The sequence below is a fragment of the Streptomyces sp. NPDC058284 genome, from assembly GCF_042881135.1.
Classification (GTDB): domain Bacteria; phylum Actinomycetota; class Actinomycetes; order Streptomycetales; family Streptomycetaceae; genus Streptomyces.
In genome coordinates, this window is sequence record NZ_JBHVYE010000002.1 from 1 (window position 1) to 22,842 (window position 22,842).

20 protein-coding genes are annotated in these 22,842 nt (G+C 71.1%); 6 read left to right on the forward strand and 14 right to left on the reverse strand.

Annotation, left to right across the window (positions count from 1 at the left end; all coding sequences use genetic code 11):
• Positions 1 to 409: 409 nt before the first annotated feature.
• The 6 genes from ACFVYR_RS03205 to ACFVYR_RS03230 all read left to right on the forward strand — a co-directional run bounded on the left by ACFVYR_RS03205 (position 410) and on the right by ACFVYR_RS03230 (position 5,545).
• A complete protein-coding gene (locus ACFVYR_RS03205; RefSeq protein ID WP_384248037.1) occupies positions 410 to 1,246 on the forward strand; it encodes a PhzF family phenazine biosynthesis isomerase in 837 nt (278 codons plus the stop codon).
• A complete protein-coding gene (gene phzG, locus ACFVYR_RS03210; protein WP_384248039.1) occupies positions 1,239 to 1,934 on the forward strand; it encodes a phenazine biosynthesis FMN-dependent oxidase PhzG in 696 nt (231 codons plus the stop codon). The genes ACFVYR_RS03205 and phzG overlap by 8 nt, the downstream gene beginning before the upstream one ends.
• Positions 1,935 to 2,000: 66 nt before the next feature.
• Positions 2,001 to 2,525 carry a PhzA/PhzB family protein gene (locus tag ACFVYR_RS03215; protein ID WP_384248040.1) on the forward strand — a complete coding sequence of 175 codons (525 nt, stop codon included), beginning with the start codon at positions 2,001 to 2,003 and terminating at the stop codon, positions 2,523 to 2,525.
• A gap of 68 nt (positions 2,526 to 2,593) precedes the next feature.
• Complete coding sequence (locus tag ACFVYR_RS03220; RefSeq protein ID WP_384248041.1) at positions 2,594 to 3,619, forward strand: methyltransferase; 1,026 nt, start codon at positions 2,594 to 2,596, stop codon at positions 3,617 to 3,619.
• 48 nt (positions 3,620 to 3,667) lie between these two features.
• Positions 3,668 to 4,849 (forward strand): phage tail sheath family protein, encoded by a 1,182-nt coding sequence (locus ACFVYR_RS03225; protein WP_384248043.1) that lies wholly within the window; start codon positions 3,668 to 3,670, stop codon positions 4,847 to 4,849.
• A gap of 66 nt (positions 4,850 to 4,915) precedes the next feature.
• Positions 4,916 to 5,545, forward strand: coding sequence for a hypothetical protein (locus ACFVYR_RS03230; RefSeq protein ID WP_384248044.1), 630 nt, complete (start codon positions 4,916 to 4,918; stop codon positions 5,543 to 5,545).
• A 194-nt stretch (positions 5,546 to 5,739) separates the two neighbouring features.
• Here ACFVYR_RS03230 and aroC read toward each other — a convergent pair whose 3' ends face one another.
• From aroC to ACFVYR_RS03300, 14 genes are all read right to left on the reverse strand, one after another.
• Positions 5,740 to 6,924, reverse strand: coding sequence for a chorismate synthase (gene aroC / locus ACFVYR_RS03235; RefSeq protein ID WP_384248046.1), 1,185 nt, complete (start codon positions 6,922 to 6,924; stop codon positions 5,740 to 5,742).
• A 17-nt stretch (positions 6,925 to 6,941) separates the two neighbouring features.
• Positions 6,942 to 8,234 (reverse strand): 3-phosphoshikimate 1-carboxyvinyltransferase, encoded by a 1,293-nt coding sequence (gene aroA, locus ACFVYR_RS03240; protein WP_384248048.1) that lies wholly within the window; start codon positions 8,232 to 8,234, stop codon positions 6,942 to 6,944.
• A 106-nt stretch (positions 8,235 to 8,340) separates the two neighbouring features.
• Complete coding sequence (locus ACFVYR_RS03245) at positions 8,341 to 9,327, reverse strand: 3-oxoacyl-ACP synthase III family protein (RefSeq protein WP_384248050.1); 987 nt, start codon at positions 9,325 to 9,327, stop codon at positions 8,341 to 8,343.
• A 137-nt stretch (positions 9,328 to 9,464) separates the two neighbouring features.
• Positions 9,465 to 10,640, reverse strand: coding sequence for a hydroxymethylglutaryl-CoA synthase (locus tag ACFVYR_RS03250; protein ID WP_384248052.1), 1,176 nt, complete (start codon positions 10,638 to 10,640; stop codon positions 9,465 to 9,467).
• A gap of 3 nt (positions 10,641 to 10,643) precedes the next feature.
• Positions 10,644 to 11,705: a hydroxymethylglutaryl-CoA reductase gene (locus ACFVYR_RS03255; RefSeq protein ID WP_384248053.1), complete on the reverse strand. Its 1,062-nt coding sequence runs from the start codon at positions 11,703 to 11,705 to the stop codon at positions 10,644 to 10,646.
• Positions 11,702 to 12,793 carry a type 2 isopentenyl-diphosphate Delta-isomerase gene (gene fni / locus ACFVYR_RS03260; RefSeq protein WP_384248055.1) on the reverse strand — a complete coding sequence of 364 codons (1,092 nt, stop codon included), beginning with the start codon at positions 12,791 to 12,793 and terminating at the stop codon, positions 11,702 to 11,704. The genes ACFVYR_RS03255 and fni overlap by 4 nt, the downstream gene beginning before the upstream one ends.
• Positions 12,790 to 13,905 carry a phosphomevalonate kinase gene (locus tag ACFVYR_RS03265; protein ID WP_384248057.1) on the reverse strand — a complete coding sequence of 372 codons (1,116 nt, stop codon included), beginning with the start codon at positions 13,903 to 13,905 and terminating at the stop codon, positions 12,790 to 12,792. Before ACFVYR_RS03265 ends, fni begins: the two co-directional genes overlap by 4 nt.
• A complete protein-coding gene (mvaD, locus tag ACFVYR_RS03270; protein ID WP_384248058.1) occupies positions 13,902 to 14,957 on the reverse strand; it encodes a diphosphomevalonate decarboxylase in 1,056 nt (351 codons plus the stop codon). Before mvaD ends, ACFVYR_RS03265 begins: the two co-directional genes overlap by 4 nt.
• Positions 14,947 to 15,927 carry a mevalonate kinase gene (gene mvk, locus ACFVYR_RS03275; RefSeq protein WP_384248059.1) on the reverse strand — a complete coding sequence of 327 codons (981 nt, stop codon included), beginning with the start codon at positions 15,925 to 15,927 and terminating at the stop codon, positions 14,947 to 14,949. Before mvk ends, mvaD begins: the two co-directional genes overlap by 11 nt.
• A gap of 193 nt (positions 15,928 to 16,120) precedes the next feature.
• Positions 16,121 to 17,029 carry an aromatic prenyltransferase gene (locus tag ACFVYR_RS03280; protein WP_384248061.1) on the reverse strand — a complete coding sequence of 303 codons (909 nt, stop codon included), beginning with the start codon at positions 17,027 to 17,029 and terminating at the stop codon, positions 16,121 to 16,123.
• Positions 17,030 to 17,547: 518 nt separating this feature from the next.
• Positions 17,548 to 18,939, reverse strand: a complete 1,392-nt coding sequence (gene hydA / locus ACFVYR_RS03285) for a dihydropyrimidinase (RefSeq protein WP_384248063.1) — start codon at positions 18,937 to 18,939, stop codon at positions 17,548 to 17,550.
• Positions 18,940 to 19,003: 64 nt separating this feature from the next.
• Complete coding sequence (locus tag ACFVYR_RS03290; protein ID WP_384248064.1) at positions 19,004 to 20,287, reverse strand: aspartate aminotransferase family protein; 1,284 nt, start codon at positions 20,285 to 20,287, stop codon at positions 19,004 to 19,006.
• Entirely contained in the window at positions 20,284 to 21,126 is an 843-nt protein-coding gene (locus ACFVYR_RS03295; RefSeq protein WP_384248065.1) for a nitrilase-related carbon-nitrogen hydrolase, read from the reverse strand. The genes ACFVYR_RS03290 and ACFVYR_RS03295 overlap by 4 nt, the downstream gene beginning before the upstream one ends.
• A 183-nt stretch (positions 21,127 to 21,309) precedes the next feature.
• On the reverse strand, positions 21,310 to 22,812 hold the full coding sequence (locus tag ACFVYR_RS03300; protein WP_384248067.1) for a hypothetical protein: 1,503 nt from the start codon (positions 22,810 to 22,812) through the stop codon (positions 21,310 to 21,312).
• Positions 22,813 to 22,842: the final 30 nt, after the last annotated feature.

Genomic DNA, 22,842 nt, shown 5'->3' on the forward strand with positions numbered 1-22,842 from the left:
CCGACCTCGAGCGCGTGGGCGAGCGCTACACCTCCTGCTGCGACCCCCGCCTCAACCCCACCCAGGCCCTCAGCGTCGTCTCCGCCTGGCCCGCCCGAACCGCCTGACCCGGGGCCCGGGCCACGGAGGCATTGGGCGGGTCCGGGGCCATTCCAGTCGGAATCCGTTCCCGCCAAAGATGGACGGCGCATCGTGGGCAGCGACCCGGCCGGACAGCGCAGTCCGGCCCACACCCCCCGCATCCGCCGCTTCCGCCCCGGCCACCGGGCCGACGCCCCGAAGAACCGCCGGGCCGGCGCCCTCCCCCGAGCGCCGGCCCGGCCCTCGACCCGCGTACGGCGGGTCACGCCAGGTACGGCGGGCACGGCAGCACCGGCACCACCAAAGACGAGTGGGAGAACAGAACAAGATGCACAACTACGTAGTCGTCGACGCCTTCGCCCGAGAGCCCCTCACCGGCAACCCGGTGGCCGTGTTCTTCGACAGCGACGACCTGAGCGCCGAGCAGATGCAGCGCATCGCCCGGGAGATGAACCTCTCGGAGACGACGTTCGTCCTCGGCGCCAAGCAGGGCGGGGACGTCCACGTACGGATCTTCACGCCGGTGAACGAACTGCCCTTCGCCGGGCACCCGTTGCTGGGCACCGCCATCGCTCTGGGCCAGCGCACCGACGCCGACCAGCTGCGCGTCGAGACCGCCATGGGCGTGATCCCCTTCGAGCTGCAGCGCGTCGACGGCAAGGTCGTCTCGACCAGCATGCGCCAGCCGGTGCCGGTGTGGGAGCCCTTCGACCGCGCGGACGAGCTCCTTGAGGCGCTGGGAATCCAGGAGTCGACGCTGCCGGTGGAGATCTACCGCAACGGCCCGCGGCACGTCCTGGTCGGCTTCGAGAGCTTCGAGGCCCTGTCGAAGGTGAACCCCGACCACCGCGCGCTTGCGAGCTTCCCCGACATGGCGACCAACTGCATCGCCGGGTCCGGGACCACCTGGCGCAACCGCATGTTCTCGCCCGCGTACGGGGTCGTGGAGGACGCCGCCACCGGCTCCGTCGCCGGGCCCATCGCCATCCACATCGCCCGGCACGGCCTCGCCTCGTACGGGCAGCGCATCGAGATCACCCAGGGCATCGAGATCGGCCGCCCCTCCCCCATGAGCGCCCTTGTCCAGGGCGAGGGCGACCGGGTCGACTCCGTCGACGTCTCGGGCCACGGTGTCGTCACGATCGAAGGACTCATGCATGTCTGATGTGACCAGCCCCCGCCCTGCCGCGCCGGCCAACGGCCTTGCTGCGGAGCGGCGTTCGGAGACGTTGACGGGCACCCTGGAGGTGGCCTTCCCCGAGTTCCGTACCCCGCCCGCCGAGCCCCTGGGTCTGCTGGCCTCCTGGCTGCAGGAGGCCACCGAACGCCAGGTCCGCGAGCCCCGCGCCCTGGCCCTTGCCACCGCCGACGCCCAGGGCCGGCCCTCCTCACGGATCGTGGCCGTCAACTCCCTGGACGCCACCGGCCTGGTCTTCATCACCCACACCGGCAGCCAGAAGGGCCGCGAACTGGCCGCCAACCCCTACGCCTCCGGCGTCCTGTACTGGCGCGAGACCAGCCAGCAGATCACCCTGGCCGGCCCCGTCACCCAACTGCCCCGCAGCGAAGCCGAGGCCCTGTGGGCCGCCCGCCCCCCGTTCACCCACCCCATGTCCACCGTGGCCCGCCAGAGCGAACCCCTGCACGACCTCGACCATGCCGAACACCTGCGCGCCGCCGCCCTCGAACTGGCCGCCCCCGGACGCCCGCTGCCCTGCCCCCAGGCATTCGCCGCCTACCGCCTGGCCCCGGCCAGCGTGGAGTTCTGGGCCAACGGCACCGACCGCCTCCACGAACGCCTGCGCTACGAGCGCACCACCACCGGCTGGACCACCACCCGCCTCCAGCCCTGAGAGCCTGTCTTTGAACCCCCGCCGTATCGCTGGCGCCGCCCCCGTACCGCCTCGCCCGGAGACACCATGACCTCAACACCCCCCACCACCGACACCACCACTGCCGACGCCGCCGACGACGGTCCGGTGTTCACCAACCACCTGGCCCTGCGGGCCCGCAACCGGCGCGCCGTGGAGCAGTACATGCAGACCGGACCCGAGGCCCGCCTGAGCCGCTACACCCTCTACACCGACGACGGCACCGCAGCCCTGTTCAACACCGACATCGGCCGCCCCATCGTCGTCCAGGGCCGCGACAAGCTCCAGCGCCACGGCGAACTCTCCCTGAAGGTCCTGCCCGACTGGCAGTGGTCCAACGTGCACCTCTACGAGACCCAGGACCCCGCGATCATCTGGGTCGAATGCGACGGCGAGGGCACCATCCGCTTCCCCGGCTACCCCGAGGGCCGCTACCGCAACCACTTCATCCACGGCTTCACCCTCCACGACGGACAGATCGCCGCCAGCCGCGAATACACCAACCCCATCGAACACATGCGCGCCCTGAACATCGAGACCCCCCACATCAAACGGGACTGGATCCCCTCCTGAACCCCCCGGTACGCGCCGACGTACCCCTTGTCCCGTCCCGTTCCCGAGTACGAAGGAAGAGCCAGCCCATGAGCTCGGACAGCAGCCCGCGACCGGCGGCCCGCGCCACCATCGACCTCATCACCGCCGCCTGGCACACCCAGGCCGTCTACGCGGCGGCCAAGCTGGGGGTGCCGGATCTGATCGCGGCAGGGCACACAGGGCCCGCCGACATCGCCCGGGCCGCCGGCGCGGACGAGGACGCCGTACGGCGCCTGCTGCGCCTGCTGCTGCGTCTGGACGTGGTCGAAGGCGACGAGAGCGGGGGCTACCGCAACACGTCCGTGGGCGACATGCTCCGCGACCGGCCCGGGTCGCTGCGGGACGTGTGTCTGCTCTACGGGGAGGAGTTCTACCGCGCCTGGGGGGACTCCATCGAGACGTTCAGGACCGGCAGGGCCGGGTTCGAGAAGGCGTACGGTCAGACGCTCGTCGGCTATCTGCGCGATGACGCCGACGCCGCGAAGCGCTTCCAGCGCGCCATGCAGGCCCAGGCCAGCAACTTCGCTTTCGACGCGGTCCCGGAGTACATCGACTTCAGCGCCGACCGGCACGTCGTCGACATCGCGGGCGGCAGCGGCCAGCTCCTCGCGACCGTCCTCGGCGCCGCGCCGAAGGCCCGCGGCACCCTGCTCGACCTGGAGCACACGATCCCCATCGCCCGTGCGCACCTGGAGCGGACCGTGGGCATCGACCGCGCCGAGCTCGTCGCCGGGGACATGTTCACCGGCACGATCCCCGAGAAGGCCGACACCTACCTGCTGTCCCGGGTCCTCGGCGACTGGCCGGAGGACGACTGCGTACGCCTGCTGCGCAACATACGCGGGGCCATGGCCCCGCACTCCCGCCTCCTGATCATCGAAATGATCGTCCAGGACGGCAAGGTGGGCCTGCTCGCGCCGCTGTGGGACCTGCACCTGATGGTCGTCAACGGCGGCCATCAGCGTTCGTCCGGCGAGTACCGCGAACTGGCGGCGCGTTCGGGCCTGTCCATCCAGCGGTCCGTCCCGCTCCCCATGGAGACGGAGGCCCTGGTCCTCACCCCCGTGGTCTGACGTCCGCCCCCCTCCCGCCCGTCCTCCCGTCGTGACCGAGGAGCCCGCATGTCGCAACAGCAGCCGAACCCACCGCGCGCCATCAGCACGACCGGGTCGCTCGGCCCCGGCATCCGCCTCCGGGAAGCGGACGGGGTGCGGGGAACCGGTCTCGGCGCGCCCGTCATCCGCGGGCTGCACACGTCGGTGGCCGCCTTCGTCGGGGACGCCCCGGGGCTGCCGCGCAGACCGGTCTTCGTCCGGCACCCACAGGAATTCCTGGAGGCGTTCTCGCCGCGCGGGGCCGCCGGGGCGGCACCCTCCTTCGTGCACGACGCCGTGCTCGGCCACTTCCGCAACGGTGGGGGCGGGGCGTGGGTCCTCGGAACGGACCCCGACCTCCTCGGAACGGGCTCCGACGGGGGCCGTATCGGCGCCTACCGGTCCGCTCTCGCCGAGCTGGAGCGCCTGCCGGAGATCACCGTCGTGGTGGCTCCCGACCTGTGGCGGGTGGAGAGGGACGCGCACGGCATCGCGCGGCTCGTCGCCGGACACTGCGAGCGTGCCGGCAACCGGGTCGCCCTGCTGCACACCCGGCAGGGACTCGCCCCCGCCGACGTACGCAGGCCTTTCGAACTCGCCGAGCCGGAGGCCCGGTTCGTCGCCGTCCACTATCCGTGGGTCATGGTGAGCGAGGCGGGCGGCACGGAACGCATGGTCCCGCCTTCGGGCCACGTGTCCGGGCTCTGCTGCCGTGTCGACATCGAGCAGGGCGTGCCCAGGGCTCCCGCGGGCGCCCTGGTGGGAGTCGTCAAACACGAGCGGGAACTGTCCGCCGACGAGCGGGAGACGATCGGTGCTCTGGGGGTGAACTGCCTGCGGTTCGTCCCGGGGAAGGGCATCCGGGTGACGCAGGCGCGCACGTTGTCCACCGATCCCGACTGGACGGATCTCGGTGTGCGCCGGCTGGTGAACCATGTCCGGGCCTCGCTCGTACAAGGGACCAGGTGGGCCGCCTTCGAGACCAACGACGCCCATCTGCGGGCGCTGGTACGCCAGTCCGCCGTGACGTTCCTGAGGGGGTTGTGGCGCCAGGGGGCGCTGCGCGGCGAGAGCGCGGCCGACGCGTTTCGCGTCGTCTGCGACGACACGAACAACGACGCGCGGAGCCGGGTGATCCTCGACGTCGGACTCGCCACCGTGCGTCCGGCCGAATTCAGCACCTTCCGCATCCAGCAAGACGGTCCATAAAGGTAAGGCCCTCAAAGGGGTGACACCCTCAAAAGGGGTAACGCCCGGCTAAGGAGATTCACTGCAATGGAGATCCATTCATGCCCGCGGAACCACAAACAGGAGACCCGTCCGGTCGGCGGGGCCGTCCTCTGTGACCCGTGCGTCGGGAAACTGAAGCGCGATCTGCGCGCCCTTCCCGGCATGCATCAAGAAGGCCTGCACCACGTCATGGCGGCTTCCAGGCGACGGAATCCGACAAAGGTTTCGGGCAGTCGCAAGCGGGATCATCTGAATGTCGCCGCGCTCGACGCGAGGAGCAACATCCTCGCCGTCCTGGAGTCGTGGGCGGGTTACGTCGCGGACGAACTCGGCGCCGCGGCTCCGGCCCGTTCCGTCCCCCAGCTGGCGCGCTTCCTCCTGCTCCACCTGGAGTGGCTGACGGCCCAGCCGCCGGCCGCGGACTTCGCGGACGAGATCGAGGAACTGCACGACGAGCTGCTGCGGGTCATCGAGCCCGACCACGCCGATCGGAACCCGCTCACCAGGCGGTGTGTGGTGGACAGTTGCCCGGGGACGATCAACGCCTCGCCGCAGCCCGCCGCGACCGCGCAGTCGGGCAACAGCATCAGCTGTTCGTCGGGGCACTCGTGGGAGATTCGGGAGTGGCTCGTCCTGCGGCACCTCATGGACCGACAGAGCAGGGAGGCCGCTTGACGGCGTCGTCCTGACGGTCCGACGGCCCTGACACGGCCGGTCGGCACCGCGCGTTGTCCGGCCTGTTCAGCGGGAGAGAGCAGGACGGAGCGGGGCGGGGTACCGAGAGGACCGAGCCAGGCGCAGGCATGGGAGTAGGCGCGGGCGCGTGGCCGCAAGCGGCGCGCGCCCCGCCCTCTTCCGCTCCGCCGACCTCACCGGATGTGCAGGTTGTCGAGGTAGGACCGCACGTTGCGTCGCGTCTCCGGCACGCTGTCACCACCGAACTTCTCCGCCACCGCATCCGCAAGGACCAGCGCGACCATCGCCTCGGCGACAATGCCCGCCGCCGGCACCGCACACACATCCGAACGCTGATGATGCGCCCTGGCCGCCTCACCCGTAACCACATCAACCGTCGCCAACGCACGCGGCACCGTCGCGATCGGCTTCATCGCCGCACGCACCCGCAACAACTCACCCGTGGACAGCCCACCCTCCGTACCACCGGAACGACCCGACGTACGCCTGATGCCCTCCTCGGTCGTCACGATCTCGTCGTGCGCCTTCGAACCCGGCACCCGCGCCAAGTCGAAGCCGTCACCGACCTCGACACCCTTGATCGCCTGAATACCCATCAACGCAGCCGCGAGCCGAGCATCCAGACGCCGGTCCCAGTGCACATGCGAACCCAGCCCCACCGGCACCCCGTACGCCAGAACCTCGACCACACCACCCAGGGTGTCGCCGTCCTTGTGCGCCTGATCGATCTCCGCGACCATCGCCTTCGACGCATCCGCATCCAGGCACCGCACCGGATCCGCATCAAGCTTCTCCACGTCCGCGGGGGTCGGGTAGACACCGTACGGGGCCTTCGCCGCCGCCAGCTCCGTCACATGCGAGACAACCTCGATCCCGGCCGTCTCCTTCAAGTACGAACGGGCCACCGCACCCAGCGCCACCCGCGCCGCGGTCTCCCGCGCCGACGCACGCTCCAGAATCGGACGCGCCTCATCGAAGCCGTACTTCTGCATCCCCGCCAGATCCGCATGCCCCGGACGCGGCCTGGTCAACGGAGCGTTACGGGCCAGATCCGCCAGCACACCCGGATCCACCGGATCCGCCGACATGACCTGCTCCCACTTGGGCCACTCCGTGTTCCCCACCATCACAGCAACCGGCGAACCCATACTCAGCCCATGCCGCACACCACCCAGGAACGTGACCTCATCACGCTCGAACTTCATCCGCGCCCCACGGCCATACCCCAGCCGCCGCCGCGCCAGATGATCCGCCACCATCTCCGTCGTGATCGGCACGCCGGCGGGAAGCCCCTCCAACGTCGCGACAAGCGCGGGTCCGTGCGACTCCCCCGCGGTCAGCCAACGCAACCTGCTCAACGGATGCTCCTTCTGCCTCAGCTGTTCGTGCCCACCGGGAGCGCGTAGCCGGTGAACAGGCGTCGCATCTCGTCGTGGAACTCCGGGAAGGTCTTCGCCACGCAGGCCGGGTCGTCCAGTGTGATCGTGTCCGGCACGGCGAGCCCGAGTACGGAGAACGCCATCGCGATCCGGTGGTCGCGTCGGCACTCGACGCGGGTGGGACGCGGCACTCCGGGCCGGACGGTGATCCAGTCCTCGCCTTCGGCGGTCTCGATGCCGCAGGCCCGCAGGTTGGCCGCCACGGCGGCGACGCGGTCGGACTCCTTCAGCCGCGCGTGCGCGACGCCGCGGATGGTGATGGGCGCGTCGGCCAGCGGCGCGATGGCCGCGAGGGTCATGAACGTGTCCGAGATCTCGCCCATGTCGACGGTGAAGCCGCCGCGCAGCGGGCCGGTGCCCGTCACCGTGGTGGCCGCCCGGCCCACGTGCACGTCGGCACCCGCCTGCCGGAGGACCTCGACGAAGCGGAGGTCGCCCTGGAGGCTGTCGGTGCCGAGGCCGGGCACGGTGACGGTGCGTCCGGTGACGGCCGCGGCGGCGAAGACGTACGAGGCGGACGACGCGTCGGGCTCGACCACGACGTCGGTGGCGCCGTACGGGCGGGGCGCCACGCGCAGGGTGCCGTCCCCGTCCTCGTCGACCTGGGCCCCGAAGCGTCGCATCAGGGCCACCGTCATGTCGACGTACGGCCTGCTGACCAGGTTTCCTCCGGTGCGCACGCACAGGCCGCGGCGCATCAGTGGCGCGGCCATCAGCAGGCCGCTCAGGTACTGGCTGCTCAGGGACGAGTCGACCGTGAGCTCGCCGCCTTCCAGGCCGCCCGCCCGGATCAGCAGCGGAAGTCCGTTGCCCGGCCCCGGCTCCAGGTCGGCGCCCAGCGCCCGGAGCGCTTCGAGCAGGGGGCGCTGGGGGCGGGCGCGCAGCTGGGAGGAGCCGTCGAAGAGGAAGGTGCCGTGTCCGGTGGCGGCGAACGGCGGCAGGAAGCGGGCCGCCGTGCCGGCGTCGGCGCACCAGGGGCGTGCGGGTCCCTTCGGCCCGCGGCCCGCACCCGTCACCTCCCAGAACTCGTTCTCCGGGCTGCTGCGGACCGGGTGGCCGCAGACGCTCAGCGCCTCGCGGAACGCGACGGTGTCCTCGCTCACCAGCGGGGCGTGCACTCTGCTCGTGCCGTCGGCGGCGGCGGCCAGCAGGAGCAGTCGGTTGGTCAGGCTCTTGGATCCCGGTATACGGGCGGCCAGGCCGGTGCCCGGCGCGTTCTCCGTGATCACGCGGGTGTCTCCCTGCGACGAGGCGGGCGGATGAGGATACGAAGCGGTGCGCCGGGCCGGGGCCGTCAGGTTCCCGGCCCGGCGCACCGTGTGCGCGGTGGTGACGTCACCATTCGAGCAGGGCGAGCCCCGCGGCCATGCCGCCGCCGAAGCCGGCCAGCAGGACCAGGTCGCCCGGGGCGAAGGCCCCCTTGCGGGCGGCGGCGTCCAGTGTGATCGGGATGGAGGCGGCGCCCGTGTTCCCGTACTCCTCAAGCGTGAGGTGCGTGGTGGCGCGGGACAGCGACAGGTCCTCGATCACGGTGTCGAGCATGACGCCGTTGGCCTGGTGCGGCACGAAGTGGGCGATGTCGTCCGGCACCACACCGGCCTCGTGCAGGAACTGCTTGGTGAGCTGCGGCAGTTGCTCCACCACGAAGCGGCGCACCTCGCGCCCGTCCATCGCGAAGTACTGCAGCTCGGCGTCGATCGCGGCCCGGTCAGGGGGGATCCTGCTGCCGCCCGCCGGTACCTGGATCAGGTCCGACAGCTCGCCGTAGGTGTGCAGGGCGACATGGCGCACCTTCGGGCCCCTGCCGGGTCCGAGGACCATCGCGCCCGCTCCGTCGCCGAAGAGCACGACCGTCTTGCGGTCGGCCGGGTTGAGGATGCGCGAGTACACGTCCGCGCCGATGACCAGCGCGTGGCCGCCCGTCTTCGACAGCATGCCCTCGACCACCGACAGCGCGAACACGCTGCCCGAGCAGACGGCGTTGACGTCGAAGGCAGCCGCGCCCAGGGCGCCGAGGCGCTGCTGCACGTAGACGGCGGTGGGCGGCTGCGGCCGGTCCGGCGTGGAGGTGGCCACCACGATCAGGGACAGCTGTCCCGCGGTGATGCCCGCCGATTCCAGCGCGGCGCGTCCCGCCGCCGCCGCCAGGTCCGACGTGGCCTCTTCGGGCGCGGCCCAGCGCCGTTCCCTGATCGCGGTCTTACGGACGATCCACTCGCCGTCGACCCCGGCCGGGGCCCCGACCTCGTCATTGGAGACGATACGGTCCGGCACATGGGCGCCCGTACCGAGAACTGCGATATCGGTTGCGATACCGGTCATTCGCCTGCCCCACCCTCAACGCGACGTGAATGGATTCTGCACATGGCCGGTGCCTGTACGGCCCCGCCGTTCCCGTGCGCGGCACGCGTGGGCGGCCGCCATGGACCGCCCACGCACTCACGGACCCGCACGATGCCCTACCGCCGCTCGTAGATCCGCTTGTGGCCGCGGAGAGCCGCGAGGCGGAACTGGCCGCCGCTCTGCACCGGCGTCGGGTAGTCCCCGCCGTCCGTGGGGAAGGACCGCTCGTGCAGCTCGCGGTAGCCCGCGTAGTCCAGCGGCTTGCGCCGCTCGATGGCGGCGCGGTGCTCCGCCGTGCGCAGCTGGTCGCGGTAGCCGGGCACCACCTGTCCCGCGAAGAACTCCGCGACGCTGCCTGAGCCGTAGCTCAGGAAGCCGATCGACCGGCCGGTCAGGTCGTCCGCCTGGTCGAGCAGCGCGGCGAGGCCCAGGTAGACGGAGGCCGTGTAGCTGTTGCCGATCACCCTGTTGTACGCGGTGGTCAGCCCGAGCGCCTGGTCGATGGCGTCCTTGTCGGTGTCGTAGCCGCAGTAGTTCAGCAGGTGGCGGTGGGCCTTGTAGGCCATCTTCGTGAACGGCTGGTGGTAGCAGAACGCGGCGAAGTCCTCCAGGGCGTGTCCGCCCTGCTCCGTGTAGTCCTTCCAGCAGCCCTCGACGGCCTGGAGGTAGGCGGAGATCGACTCCTGCCCGTCCACCAGCGCAGCGTCGCGGTAGTTGGGCCGCCAGAAATCCATCACGTCCGCGGTGAACAGCCCCGAGGGGCCGTCGAGGCGGATCAGCGACGGGTCGGCGCTCACGAGCATCGCCACGGCGGCGGCGCCCTGGGTCGCCTCGCCGGGGCTGTCCAGCTCGTACTTGGACACATCGCTGGCGATCACGAGGACCTGCTGCGAAGGGTCGCGGGCGACCAGGCCGAGCGCGAACTGGAGCCCCGCGGTCGCCCCGTAGCAGGCCTGCTTCAGCTCCACCACACGCGCCGCCGAGGGCAGCCCGAGCAGCGAATGGACGTACACACCACCGGACTTGGCCTGGTCGATCGAGGACTCCGTCGCGAAGACAACGGTGCGGATCCGCTCGCTGCCGTGCCGCTCGACGATCGGGGCGGCCGCCGCGGCGGCGAGCGTCACGATGTCCTCGTCGGCCGCGGGGACGCTCATCGACTCCTGGCCGATGCCGATGTGGTACTTGCCGATCTCCGTGCCGTTGTACTCGGCGAGCGCCGTGTGCGGCAGCACGAACTCGGTCGTCGCGAACGACAGATCATGAATACCTATGCCTGAACCACTGGCCATGCCTTACACACCGACCTTTTCCGTCTTGGTGTCGCGCTCCAACTGGACATGTGCACGCATCAGTTCGCCGGGATTCGTCTGCGCGGCGAGGAGCGAGAGCTCCCCGCACAGCACGGTCGCCGCCGCGATGACGGCGAGCCTGCGCGCGTTCTCCCCGGGCTCGCGCTCGGCCCGGCAGCCGAGCCGGGCGAGGTTGGTCTCGACGAACTCGATGCCCTTGCCGTTGCCGACCGTGCCGACGATCAGGTTCGGCAGCGTGCAGGCGAAGTAGAGGTCACCGTCGCGGTCCTCGGCCATCGTGACGCCCTGGGAGCCCTCGACGATGTTGGCCGCGTCCTGGCCGGTCGCCAGGTAGAAGCCGAGCAGCATGTTGGCGTAGTGGGCGTTCGCCGAGCGGATGCCGCCGGCGAGCAGGGTGCCGAGCATGTTCTTGCGGATGTTCAGCTGGACCACCTTGGCGGCGGTCGTGTGCAGCACGTCGGTGACGACGTCGCGCGGGATGAGCAGCTCCGTGACCACGTTCTTGCCGCGGCCGAGGATGCCGTTGATCGCGGTGGCCTTCTTGTCCGTGCAGTAGTTGCCCGAGATCGACCCGTAGGCGATGCCGGGGATCGTGTCGAGGAGGTGCTTGAGGAGCGCGTCGGACGCGAGGGTCGCCATGTTGTGGCCCGACGCGTCACCGGTGGTGAACTCGAACCGGATGAACAACAGGTTGGCGTTGATCTCGTGCCGGATGTTGATGAGCTCGGCGAACCTGCTGCAGCCGCGGACCACTTCGCGCAGCTCGTCGATGCGGGCGTCGATGGCCCGCGCCGCCACGTACGCGGTCTGCGCGTCCGTCGCCTCCACGAGCACCGAGCGGGTCATCCGCTCGTCGACGAGGGTGGCGACGATGCCGTGCTCGGCCAGCATGGAGACCTTCGCGCCACGACCCACGGAGGGCCACAGCGGCGTCTCGTAGGTGGCGAGCGGGACCTGGGTCTCGGTGGTGGCGACGTTGCCCGAAATGCGCAGGGGACCGACCCAGCGCATCGGGACGCCTGCTATCGCGTGTGTCTCGGTCATCGGGTGCTTCCCGTCAGCTCGGTGGCGGCCTCGACGGAGCGCGAGCGCTGGGCGAAGGGCCCGGTCTCGATACCGCGGTCGGCGCAGAAGTTTCGGAGTTCGCCGTGGATCAGCAGGTCACAGCGCTGGAGTTCGGCGGGGGTGCGGGCGCCGAGCATGGTCTGCAGGGCCGCCAGCTGGTCGAGCCAGGTGGAGATCTGCGCGATCAGCGCGGAGACGCCCTCGTCCTTCAGGGTGCGCAGGAATCCGCCGGAGACGCCGACGCCGGACGCGCCCAGCGCCAGGGCGCGGGCCACGTCGAGCGCGTTGCGGACGCCGCCGGAGGCGAGGACGGGGATGCCGACGTCCTGGTTGTCCAGGAGGCAGGCGGCGGTGGACTGGCCCCAGCCGTGCAGGAACGCGTACTCGCGCAGTTCCCTGCGGCCGTTCTCGATGCGGGCGAAGTCGGTGCCGCCCCGGCCGCCGAGGTCGGCCACCTTGACGCCCAGGCTCTCGATGAGGAGGACGGTCTCGCGGCTCAGGCCGTTGCCGACCTCCTTGACGATCACGGGCACGTCGACGGCCGCCGCGATCTTCTCGATCTGCGGGACCCAGGACGAGAACGACCGGTCGCCCTCGGGCATCGGTGTTTCCTGGGCCGTGTTGATGTGGATCTGCAGGGCGTTGGCCTGCACCAGGTCGATGGCGCGCTGCGCCTTGTCGACCGAGGCCGTCGCGTTGACGTTCGCCAGGACGAACCCGTTCGGGTTCTCCTTGCGCAGCACGCTGAACGTGTCGGCGCAGGAGGGGTCCTTGAAGTACGCGCTCATGGAACCGGAGGCGACGGCCACGCCGGTCTCGCGGGCGGCGATGGCCAGGTCCCGGTTGATGACGCCGGTGCTGACGCTGCCGCCGGTCATGGCGTTGATGTAGAGGGGCACCGGCCAGGAGATGCCGGCGAAGGTCGTGGCCAGGGACACGTCGGGCCGGTCGAGGCCGGCCAGCGCGTGGTGGATGAACGACACCTCGTCGAACTGGTTGTGTCCGCTGTGCTGGCGCTGGTGCTCGACAGCGAGCCTGACGTGGTCGTCCTTGCGTTGAGAGATCATTCTGTGTTCCCTTCCATGGCGGGACGGATCGGCAAGGGCCGCACCCCCGCCGTGGTCCACCGGTTCTGTACGTGAGCGATGTCCAGTGACGCCTCGGCGTCGAGGAGCGCGATGCCGCAGTCGCCGCCGCCCGCCCCTGACGGCTTGGCCGCGCCGCCGACGGCTTCGGCGGCGTCACACAGCGCGGTCAGCCGCTCTGTGAAGATTCCGAGCCCCACCTCTTCGTCGAGGCGGGCCAACTCCTGCCGGGCCCGCCGGATCTGCCGCAGCAGACCTTCGCGGTCGCCGCCCTCCAGTGCGTCGGTCGAGGCACGCACGAAGTCGTTGCTGGTCTCCACGAACCTCCGGTGGGAGGCGCCGCCCCGCCAGGTCCGCCGGTCGAGGCCGGAGACCAGGGACGAGGTGGAGGCGGGTGTGCCGGTCCAGCCGACCTCCAGTGAGAGGCCCGCGGGCGGGGGCAGTACGCGTACGTCATGGCCCGGCCAGGGCACGCGCAGGGCCTCCTCGACGCCCGCTCTTCGGGCGAGGTCGAGGACGGCGGCCCGGTCGGGTGCCCGATAGGCGATCCAGCCGCCCCAGGTGCCGGCGGCGAGATCACCGCCGGATGCCCTGGGTTCGATGCCCGCCGTGGCGAGCATCGCGAGGCGGTAGCGGGCGTCGCGGGTCAGGTCGATGCCGCAGTGGGCCGCCATGGCGGCGACGGTCGCCACGACGACTGCTCCGCTCGACCCGAACCCGAACTTGGTTCCGTTCTCGTGCAGTTCGCTGCTGACCGAGACGTCGAGCGCGGGCGCCGGAAGGCCTCGTTCGGCGAGCAGCCGGCCGACGGTCTCGATGGCCGCCGCCACATGGGCGAAGCTCTCGTGGAGCAGCTGCTCGTCCCGCGGTTCCATCCCGCCGAGCCGGCCCTCCCGCCATCGGCAGTGCGCCTTTCGCGCGGCGAGGTCGGAGGAGAGTACGACGCCGGGTTCGCCGGGGTCGGACACGGTGACGGTGACGTAGCGGTCGACGGCGACCAGGATCGCCGGGTTGCCCGGCTCCACCACCGCGTACTCACCGGCGACGAACAGTTTGCCCGGCGCGCGCCGGACGACGGTCGGCCGACCGGTCACCGCCCGTCCCCGGGCAGCAGCCGGGCGCCCGGCCCCGGCCGGGCGATGTGGATCGCGCCGCCCTGCGCGGCGGCGCGCACCGCGTCGGCCACCCGGTCGGCGTCCGCGCTGCGGCAGAGCACCTTCACGTTCGGCCCGGCGTCCATGGTCGCGTAGGCGGCCACGCCGTCGCGCCTGAGCCGCAGCACGCTGTCGAGCACGGTGAGCGTGGCCGGGGAGAGGTAGCGCACCGCCGGGCGGGCCGCCAGCATCGTGGCGTGCATGCCGAGCGCGTTGCGTTCGGCGATCTCACCGACCGCTTCGAGGTCGCCGCGGCCGAGGGCCAGGCGCATGTCGGCCAGGTCTGCCTTGCTGGAGAGGGCCCACGGCTCGTAGAGGGGCGAGGTGTCGACGGTGCGGCGCATGGCCGCGCGGCTGGACACGTCCTTGGGGCCCGCGTTGACCACCGCGACGACGAGTGCGGGGTCGAGGGGGCCCGCGGGAACCGGCTCGGCGTACGAGCTCAGGTCCGCCTCCTCGTCCGTGCCGTCCTGCCGTCCCGCGTGCCAGACGACGAAGTCCCCGAAGAGGGAGCGGGACGCCGATCCGGAGCCGCGCCGGGCGAGGCGCGACAGCGCGGTGGCGTCGAGTTCCAGGCCGTAGGCGGCGGCAGCGGCCATGGCGAGGGCGGCGAAGCCACTGGCGGACGAGGCGAGACCCGCCCCGGTGGGGACGGTGTTCTCGGTGTCCACGACGGCCGGGTGGCTGGTGTCGGACAGCTCGCGCACCAGGTCGAGGAAGGTGATGATGCGCTGTCGCGCGTCGCCCTCCGCGGGTCTGCCGCCGAGCGTCACCTCGTCGTGCGCGGCGCCGGGGGCGAGCCGGACCCGGGTGGTCGTCGGGAAGATGTCCAGGGTCATCGACAGGCTGTCGGTGCGCGGCAGGATGAGCCGCTCGTCGCGCTTGCCCCAGTACTTGATGAGGGCGATGTTCGGGTGCGCCACGGCGGTCGCGGTGCCCGCCGTGTCCCGGTCGGCGGTGCGCACCGCCGTAGTCTGCTGTTCAGCGCCCATGGCCGGCGAACCCCCTCAGCGGTACGACCCAGGTCTGGACGGCGCCGGACTCGTGCAGCTGCCGGGTCACCGCGCTCGCCTGCTCCGACTGGGTCAGCGCGATCACGCAGCCGCCCATGCCACCGCCAGTGATCTTCGCCCCGAGGCTGCCCGCCCCGAGCGCGCCCTCGACCAGTGCGTCGATCCGGTCGGTGCTCAACCCGGCGCCTCTGAGCAGCTCGTGATACTCCGTCATGCGGGAGCCGAGCTCCTGCGGCTTGCCGTCAGCCAGGGCGTGCCGGGACTCGTCAGTGAGCTCCGTGGCGCGGCGTACGAACCGCTCCCGCGCTCCGTCGTGCCGCTCGAAGCCCTCGCACAGCAGCCCGACCGCGTCCTTGGTGCGGCCCACCTCGCCGCTGTCGGCGACGATGAACAACCCGTCGCAGCCGATGGGCAGTTCCTCGGCCCTGCCCTGCTGGAACAGCAGGGGCCCGGACGCGCCCACGGCGGTGGCGTCGACGCCGCTGGCGCGGCCGTGCGCCACGTTCTCGGCGGTCTGCACCAGGTCGAAGGCGGTCTGCGGGGTGACCTCGCGGTCGAAGAGGTCGGCCAGCGCGAAGACGACGGCGCGCGCGCACGCCGCGCTGGAGCCGAGCCCGCGGCCCGGCGGGATCGCGCAGTCCAGGATCACGTCGAGGTGGACGTCGCCGGTGACGTCCATCGTCGACCGGAACTCGTCGGTGAGCCGCTGGAGCCAGTCGGATGCCTGCGTCGCCACCGGCCGCGTGGCGGAACCGGTCATCGTCAGGGACACGTCGCCGGAGTCGCCCGGGGTCCGTGCCGACCAGCCGGCGCTGGCCGTGACCGCCAGTTGCGGCACCGGAATCGCGAGGGCGGGGGCGCCGTAAACAACCGCGTGCTCCCCCAGCAAAATGGTCTTCGCATGGGCGCGACCGATACCGACCGAGCGAGCACGACGGATTTCTGACACCCCCTCCGCCGAGGCGGGTGATGTCAAAGCACTCAGCTCCCTTTGTCTTTTCTGCATGGAGATCGCATCATCCAGAGTTCTAGGAAGAGATGAAGCAAGAAAAGGGCCTGCGGGGAAGTATGTCGCTACTTCTCCGCAGACCCTCGTTCTTCGGGCCCCGGCGGGCGGATGTCCCTCAGGCGTCGGATGTCTCTCAGGCGTCGGAACGCAGCAGGTTCTCCACGCGCTTCTGCCACTGGTAGTACGAGGCGATCTTGTGGTACTCGCCCTTGGGCGTCGCCGCGATGCCGTAGATGTAGTTGCGGCCCGTGGTGTCGTACGGGGCGTTCTTGATGAGCCGCTCGAAGGTGGGCGCCATCTCGATGGGAAGGCCCAGCGGCTCCGGCGTCATGACGGAGTAGGTGATCCGGTTGATCTTCGGCGAGTCCCAGCTCAGCGTCACGTAGATGACGAACGACCGCTCGCAGAACTTCAGGAACTCCTCGCTCGGCTCCGCCATCCCGAGCTCGGCGAGGATCTCCCTGACGGCCTTCTCCTCGAAGCACTCGGCCGGCACCCGGTCGCCGACGCCGCCGCCGAAGTACAGGTTCATCGTGCGCTTGGTGTAGTCGATGCCGACCGTGCTCACGATGTCGGCGAGGCCCCACTTCTTGAAGAAGTCGAGGTTGGCGGCCACCCCGTCGGGGACGGAAGGCAGCTTGGCGAGGTCCTCGATCCTGATCAGCTTCTCGGCGGTGGGGAAGGACCAGGTCTTCGTGAAGCCGCCGGCGACGCCGAAGTCGACGCCGCAGCTGGTGATCGGGAGGTTCTCGTGGACCTCCTTGAGGAGGCTCGCGACCGGGTGGTCCGTCTTCGGCGTGAGGTTGTTCTCCAGGGCCAGGCCGTACGGGTCCAGGCCGGCCGGGAGCATCGTGAACCGGCAGTCGAGGTCTTCCGCGCTGCCTCCGGTCGAGGCCCGGAAGGAGATCACCGACTGCCCGATGACGTCCTTGTAGGTCTCCAGGATGGGCCAGACCTTCTCGCGGGAGCTGGTGACGTCCACCACCTGAGCCGTCTTCTCGATGATCGAGTACAGCTCATTCAAGTCGGTGGTCTCTGGCATTGTTCCTCCATGAATCGTTCTGGGCGTCCGTGTACTGCCCGCACAATTGCCGGGGCGACATCTCACACTTAAGGTCGTCAATTCCCCTCGGGCCGCAGAGCTCTCCCGAAGGGGGGACAACTCCGGGGCGCGGCGGGCCTTTCGGCCTCGCCCGCAAAGGGGTGGGGGGCACCATCACACGCGCGGCTCAGGAACCGTCCGCACAGGAAGCGGCACGGCATGCGTGGGATGAAATGCGGAGGGAATCAGTAGTGCACCGAGGTAGTGGACCGAGCAGGGGCTCGGGCTCGCCCGGACGAACCGGCGGCTACGCGCTCAACCCCCGGCCTCGCGGCGGGTTTTGGGCAGAGTCGGCGTGCAGAAATAGTGACACGGGGGCCACCTTCGAGCCAAGGCTTCGCAGAAGTGACGCGGGTCACATTGCGTGAAGTGATCGCCTGTGGCAGGCAATTGAGGGGGCGAGGACCCCGGAGCACGGTCCTCGCCCGACAGCACCGGCCGCCCGGCGCGGCCCGCCGCTACGCGTACTGGCAGATCCCCCGCGGCACATACGATCCGTGCCCCGCCCGTCCCGCGTACGTCCGGTCGTCGATCACCGGGACACCGCGGGACAGCACCGTCTCCACCCGCCCGGTCACCCGCCTACCCTCGTACGCCGAGTAGTCGACGTTCATGTGGTGCGTCTGCGCGGAGATGGTCTGCTCGGCGTGCGGGTCGTAGATGACGATGTCCGCGTCGGCGCCCGGCGCGATCGTGCCCTTCTTCGGGTAGAGGCCGAACATCCGGGCCGGCGTCGCGCAGGCGACCTCGATCCAGCGGCGCCGGCTGATGTGCCCGTCGACGACGGCCTGGTGCAGCAGGTCCATGCGGTTCTCGACGCCCGGCAGACCGTTCGGGATCTTCGAGAAGTCGTCCCTGCCCATCTCCTTCTGCCCCTTGAAGCAGAACGGGCAGTGGTCAGTGGAGACCACCTGCAGGTCGTTCGTCCGCAGCCCGCGCCACAGCGCCGCCTGGTGCTCCCGCGGCCGCAGCGGCGTCGAGCAGACGTACTTGGCGCCCTCGAAGCCGGGTTCCGCGAGGTTGTCCGTCGACAGGAAGAGGTATTGCGGGCAGGTCTCCCCGAAGACCGGAAGGCCCTCGTCGCGGGCCCGGGTCAGCTCGGCGACCGCCTCCCGCGCCGACACGTGCACCACGTACAGCGGGGCGCCCGCCACCTGGCTCAGCCTGATGACCCGGTGCGTCGCCTCGGCCTCCAGGAGCGCCTTGCGGACCTCCCCGTGGTAGCGCGGGTCCCGCTCGCCGCGCGCGAGGGCCTGCTCCACGAGGACGTCGATGGCGAGGCCGTTCTCCGCGTGCGCCATCACCAGGCCGCCGTTGGACCCCGCGCGCTGCATGGCCCGCAGGATCTGCCCGTCGTCGGAGAAGAAGACGCCCGGGTAGGCGGTGAACAGCTTGAACGAGCTGACCCCCGCCTCGACGAGCCGGTCCATCTCCTTCAGCGACGACTCGTTCACGTCGGACATGATCATGTGGAAGCCATAGTCGACGGCGCACCGGCCCGCCGCCTTCTCGTGCCACGCGTCCAGGCCCTCCGCGAGGGAGCCGCCCTTGGACTGGATCGCGAAGTCGACGATGGTGGTGGTGCCGCCCCAGGCCGCGGCGCGCGTCCCGGTCTCGAAGGTGTCCGCGGCGAGGGTGCCGCCGAACGGCATCTCCATGTGCGTATGGGCGTCGACGCCGCCCGGGATCACGTACTTCCCGGTGGCGTCGAGGACGCGGTCGGCGCTCCACCCGTGGCTGTCACGGGTGGCGAGGGCCACGACCCGGCCGTCCTCCACCAGGACGTCGACGGGCAGTTCGTCGGAGGCCGTGATGACCAGGCCGCCGGTGATCAAGGTGCGGTTGCTCATGTGGTGCGCTCCCTTTCCTGCGGTCCTGCGGAGGCCGTACGCACGTGGGGCCCGAGGGGGTCGACTAGACGCTCCGCAGCGCCCGTTCGAGGATCGCGGCGCCCTCCTCCGCCTCCGCGACCGTCAGCGAGAGCGGCGGGGCGATGCGCAGCACACTGGTGTCGTGACCGCCGCCCTTGCCGATGAGCAGACCGCCCTCGCGGGCCGCCTCCAGGGCGGCGGCCGCCGCCCGGGGGTTCGGCCGGTCCGTGCCGGGCTCGACCAGCTCGACGCCGATCATCAGGCCCCGGCCGCGCACCTCGCGCACGACGGGCAGCTGGGCGCAGATCGCCCGCACCCGCTCGATGAGGAGCCCGCCGACGCGCCGGGCATTGCCCTGGAGGTCGTGCTCCAGGAGGTACGCGAGGTTGGCGAGTCCCGCGGCCATCGTGACCGGGGACCCGCCGAACGTCGAGATCGAGTTGGCGTCGAGACAGTTCATGACCTCGGCGCGGGCCACCACGCCGCCGATCGCCATGCCGTTGCCGATGCCCTTGGCGAAGGTGAGGATGTCCGGCGGGCCGCTGCCCGCGTGCGCCTGCCAGCCCCAGAAGTGCTCGCCGGTGCGGCCCCAGCCGGTCTGCACCTCGTCGGCGATCCACAGGACGCCGTGCTCGTCAAGGACCTCGCGGAAGGCCGCGTACAGGCCGTCGGGCGGTGAGGTGAAGCCGCCGACGCCTTGGATCGGCTCGGCGATCAGCGCCGCCACTCCCCCGCGGCTCTGCCCGAGCATGTCCCGCAGGTCGGCGACGCAGGCCGCGATGAAATCGGTGTCGCTCAGAGCGGCGTACGGGCCGCGGCTGCGAACGCCCCCGTGCACGTACAGCGTCTGGAGCGGCGAGAGGCTGGTCGGCGACCACGACTGGTTGCCGGTGATGCCGACGGTGGTGAAGGAGCGGCCGTGGTAGCTGTTGCGCATCGCCAGGATCTGGTTCGAGCGGCGGTGGGCGGTGGCGAGCAGCAGCGCCGTGTCGTTGGCCTCGGTGCCCGAGGTGGTGAAGAAGACGCGGGCGTCGGGGATGCCGGACAACGCCGCGACTCGCTCGGCGAGTTCGACCATCGGGCGGTTCAGGTAGAGGGTCGAGGAGTGGATGATCCGGCCCGCCTGCTCGCTCACCGCCTTGGTGACCTCGGGCAGGGCGTGCGCCGTCATGGTGGTGAGGATGCCGCCGAAGAAGTCGAGGTACTTGGTGCCCTCGGCGTCCCAGACGTGGCGGCCCTCGCCGTGGGTCAGCTCGATGGGCCGCCGGTAGTAGTGCGAGAGCCAGTCGGGCAGCACGGCCCGGTGGCGGTCGTACAGATCGGTCACGGCTGCACCAGTCCTTCGTAGGCGTCGGGTCGGCGGTCGCGGTAGAACGCCCACTGATGGCGTACTTCCTCGATGAGGCCGAGGTCGAGGTCCCTGACGAGAAGTTCTTCGGCCTTGTCGCTCGCGGGCTCGCCGACGAACTGCCCGCGCGGGTCGACGAAGTAGCTCGTGCCGTAGAAGTCGTTGTCGCCGTACTCCTCCTGGCCGACGCGGTTGATCGCGGCGACGAAGTACTCGTTGGCGACGGCCGCCGCGGGCTGTTCGAGCTGCCAGAGGTGGGCGGAGAGGCCGCGCGAGGTGGCGGAGGGGTTGTAGACGATCTGGGCGCCGTTCAGGCCCAACTGCCGCCAGCCCTCGGGGAAGTGGCGGTCGTAGCAGATGTAGACGCCGACCTTGCCGACCGCGGTGTCGAAGACGGGCCAGCCGATGTTCCCCGGCTTGAAGTAGTACTTCTCCCAGAAACCCTTGACCTGGGGGATGTGGTGCTTGCGGTACTTGCCGAGGTAGCTGCCGTCGGCGTCGATCACGGCCGCGGTGTTGTAGTAGAAGCCGGAGTGCTCGACCTCGAAGACGGGGACGACGATCACCATGCCGGTCTCGCGGGCGAGCTCCCGCATGCGCGTGACGGTGGGCCCGTCCGGCACGGGCTCGGCCCAGCGGTAGTGCTCCTCCTCCTGGACCTGGCAGAAGTAGGGGGCGTTGAAGACCTCCTGGAACCCGATGACCTTCGCCCCGCGGCGGGCCGCCTCGCGGGCGTGTTCCTCATGCTTGGCGATCATGGATTCGGTGTCGCCTGTCCAGGTCGCCTGGACCAGTGCGGCGCGTACGACGTTGACCATGAGCTGCTCCTTCGCGGGTCCCCCGGAGGACGTCGATGAGCCTCTACGCACGTAGACTTGCTGCGTGGATTAGGAGAACGTAAGCCTGCGCCGACGGGCTGAGCAAGACCATCGCCGTCAACCGGCGGAGTCGATCATGTTTCGCACCCGAGCGGGCGAGAAGCGGGCACGAAGGGGCGGCGGTCAGGCGCTGAATCCCGCCACGCGCAGGGCGTGCACGAGGTCCCAGTGATGCTCGTCCGACACCGCCTTGGCCGTCTCCAGGAGTACGGGGATGAGGCGGTGCGGGTCGGTGTGCGCGCAGCGGGCCACGTCCTCGGGGGTGCGGACGCGGAGGTAGGAGTCGAGGAGCGCGCGGGCCTCGCGCTCGCGGTCCGCGTCCATCAGCGCGAGGATCGCCTCGGCGATCTCGGGCGCGGGGCGCGCGACGCCCTGGCGCAGCAGCTTTCGGCAGTCCTCGCCGCGGCCCGCCCCGGCCAGCGCGTCCGCGAGGGCGACGAGCCGGTCGGGCGGCAGTGACGCGGCCTCCCACAGCAGGGTCGCCCAGTCGGCGCCGAGCCCCGCGCGGTGCAGCTCCCCGGCGAACAGCGGCAGCCGGGACGCGGGCCAGGCGGCGGCCTCGACGAGCACGCCGTGCGCCTCGCCGCTGCGACCCTCGCCGCGGAGCCGGATGAGGTCGCGCACGGCGTCGGAGGTGGCGCGGGCGTCGGCGTCGGCCTCGGTGCCTGGCTCGCTGCGGGCCTCGGTCCCGGCCTCGGCTTCGGTGACGTGCGGCGCGGGCGTCGGCCAGGCGGTCGGCGCGTACCGTGCGCCGCGGGGCACTTCCGGCGCCCGCGCCGATGCCGGTGCGGACGCGGCGCCCTGCCCACCGGCACCCTCTCCCTGCCCTCCGGTGTCCGCCGGCCCGGCGAAGCGCGCGCCGCGCGGGCGGCGCCGGGAACGCTCGGCGCGCTCCGTGGACACTCCGGGCCCGACGCCTTGCCGGGGCACGCCCGCCCCGCCGCCCGGGTCCCCGTGCGCCGGTACGGGGTCGAAGCCGTGGGCCGAGGTCGGGGTGTGCTCGCCGCCGGGGACGTACTCACCCGCGAGGCCGTGCGCGTCCGCGGGGCTCACGGGACCGCCACCGAAGACGTCCGCCGACCCCGCTCCCCCGCCGAGGTCGACCCAGGACGGGCGCGCCGCCTCGGTCAGGCGGTCCATGCGCTCCTGGAGTTCGACGCAGCGGGCGGTCGCCCGCTCCTGGTCGTCGCGGACCCACGCCAGGTCGAGGTTGAGGCGGTCGACGTCGTCGGCGTGGGCCGCCGAGGCCAGTTGCTGCGACAGCTCCGCCTGCCGCTCCAGGGCGACCCGCTGCTCCCTGAGCATCATGTCGAGCCGGTCGCTGAGGAGTTCGCGGCCGCCGGGCCTGGCGTCGTACGCGTCGAGCGAGGCCCGGTGCAGGGCGCGGGCGCGGCCCGTCTCGCGCTCGGCCTCCGGGACGCCGCGGTCCGCCGCGAGGTCGTGGAGCAGCGCCTGCACGACGTCCCAGGGCGGGACCTCGGCGCCGTCCAGGCAGGCGCGCATGCCGTCGGGGTCGCGCTGCCAGAACACGCCGCACCAGCCCGCGCCCTGATCGAGCCGTCCGACCAGATCCCTCAGGTATCTCGCGAACTCCCGTACCTGGTCCGGAAGTTGTCCCACTGCCATCTGTTCAGCACCGCCCCGTGGAGACTTGGA

Bases quoted from the DNA above. Each gene is read 5' to 3' on its own strand.
- phzG (WP_384248039.1), top strand. From the start codon at position 1,239: ATGTCTGATGTGACCAGCCCCCGCCCTGCCGCGCCGGCCAACGGCCTT.
- hydA (WP_384248063.1), bottom strand. From the start codon at position 18,939: ATGAGCAACCGCACCTTGATCACCGGCGGCCTGGTCATCACGGCCTCC.
- ACFVYR_RS03215 (WP_384248040.1), top strand. From the start codon at position 2,001: ATGACCTCAACACCCCCCACCACCGACACCACCACTGCCGACGCCGCC.
- ACFVYR_RS03225 (WP_384248043.1), top strand. From the start codon at position 3,668: ATGTCGCAACAGCAGCCGAACCCACCGCGCGCCATCAGCACGACCGGG.
- ACFVYR_RS03220 (WP_384248041.1), top strand. From the start codon at position 2,594: ATGAGCTCGGACAGCAGCCCGCGACCGGCGGCCCGCGCCACCATCGAC.
- ACFVYR_RS03205 (WP_384248037.1), top strand. From the start codon at position 410: ATGCACAACTACGTAGTCGTCGACGCCTTCGCCCGAGAGCCCCTCACC.
- ACFVYR_RS03300 (WP_384248067.1), bottom strand. From the start codon at position 22,812: ATGGCAGTGGGACAACTTCCGGACCAGGTACGGGAGTTCGCGAGATAC.
- ACFVYR_RS03245 (WP_384248050.1), bottom strand. From the start codon at position 9,327: ATGACCGGTATCGCAACCGATATCGCAGTTCTCGGTACGGGCGCCCAT.
- fni (WP_384248055.1), bottom strand. From the start codon at position 12,793: ATGATCTCTCAACGCAAGGACGACCACGTCAGGCTCGCTGTCGAGCAC.
- ACFVYR_RS03250 (WP_384248052.1), bottom strand. From the start codon at position 10,640: ATGGCCAGTGGTTCAGGCATAGGTATTCATGATCTGTCGTTCGCGACG.
- mvaD (WP_384248058.1), bottom strand. From the start codon at position 14,957: ATGGGCGCTGAACAGCAGACTACGGCGGTGCGCACCGCCGACCGGGAC.
- ACFVYR_RS03280 (WP_384248061.1), bottom strand. From the start codon at position 17,029: ATGCCAGAGACCACCGACTTGAATGAGCTGTACTCGATCATCGAGAAG.
- ACFVYR_RS03255 (WP_384248053.1), bottom strand. From the start codon at position 11,705: ATGACCGAGACACACGCGATAGCAGGCGTCCCGATGCGCTGGGTCGGT.
- ACFVYR_RS03295 (WP_384248065.1), bottom strand. From the start codon at position 21,126: ATGGTCAACGTCGTACGCGCCGCACTGGTCCAGGCGACCTGGACAGGC.
- ACFVYR_RS03230 (WP_384248044.1), top strand. From the start codon at position 4,916: ATGGAGATCCATTCATGCCCGCGGAACCACAAACAGGAGACCCGTCCG.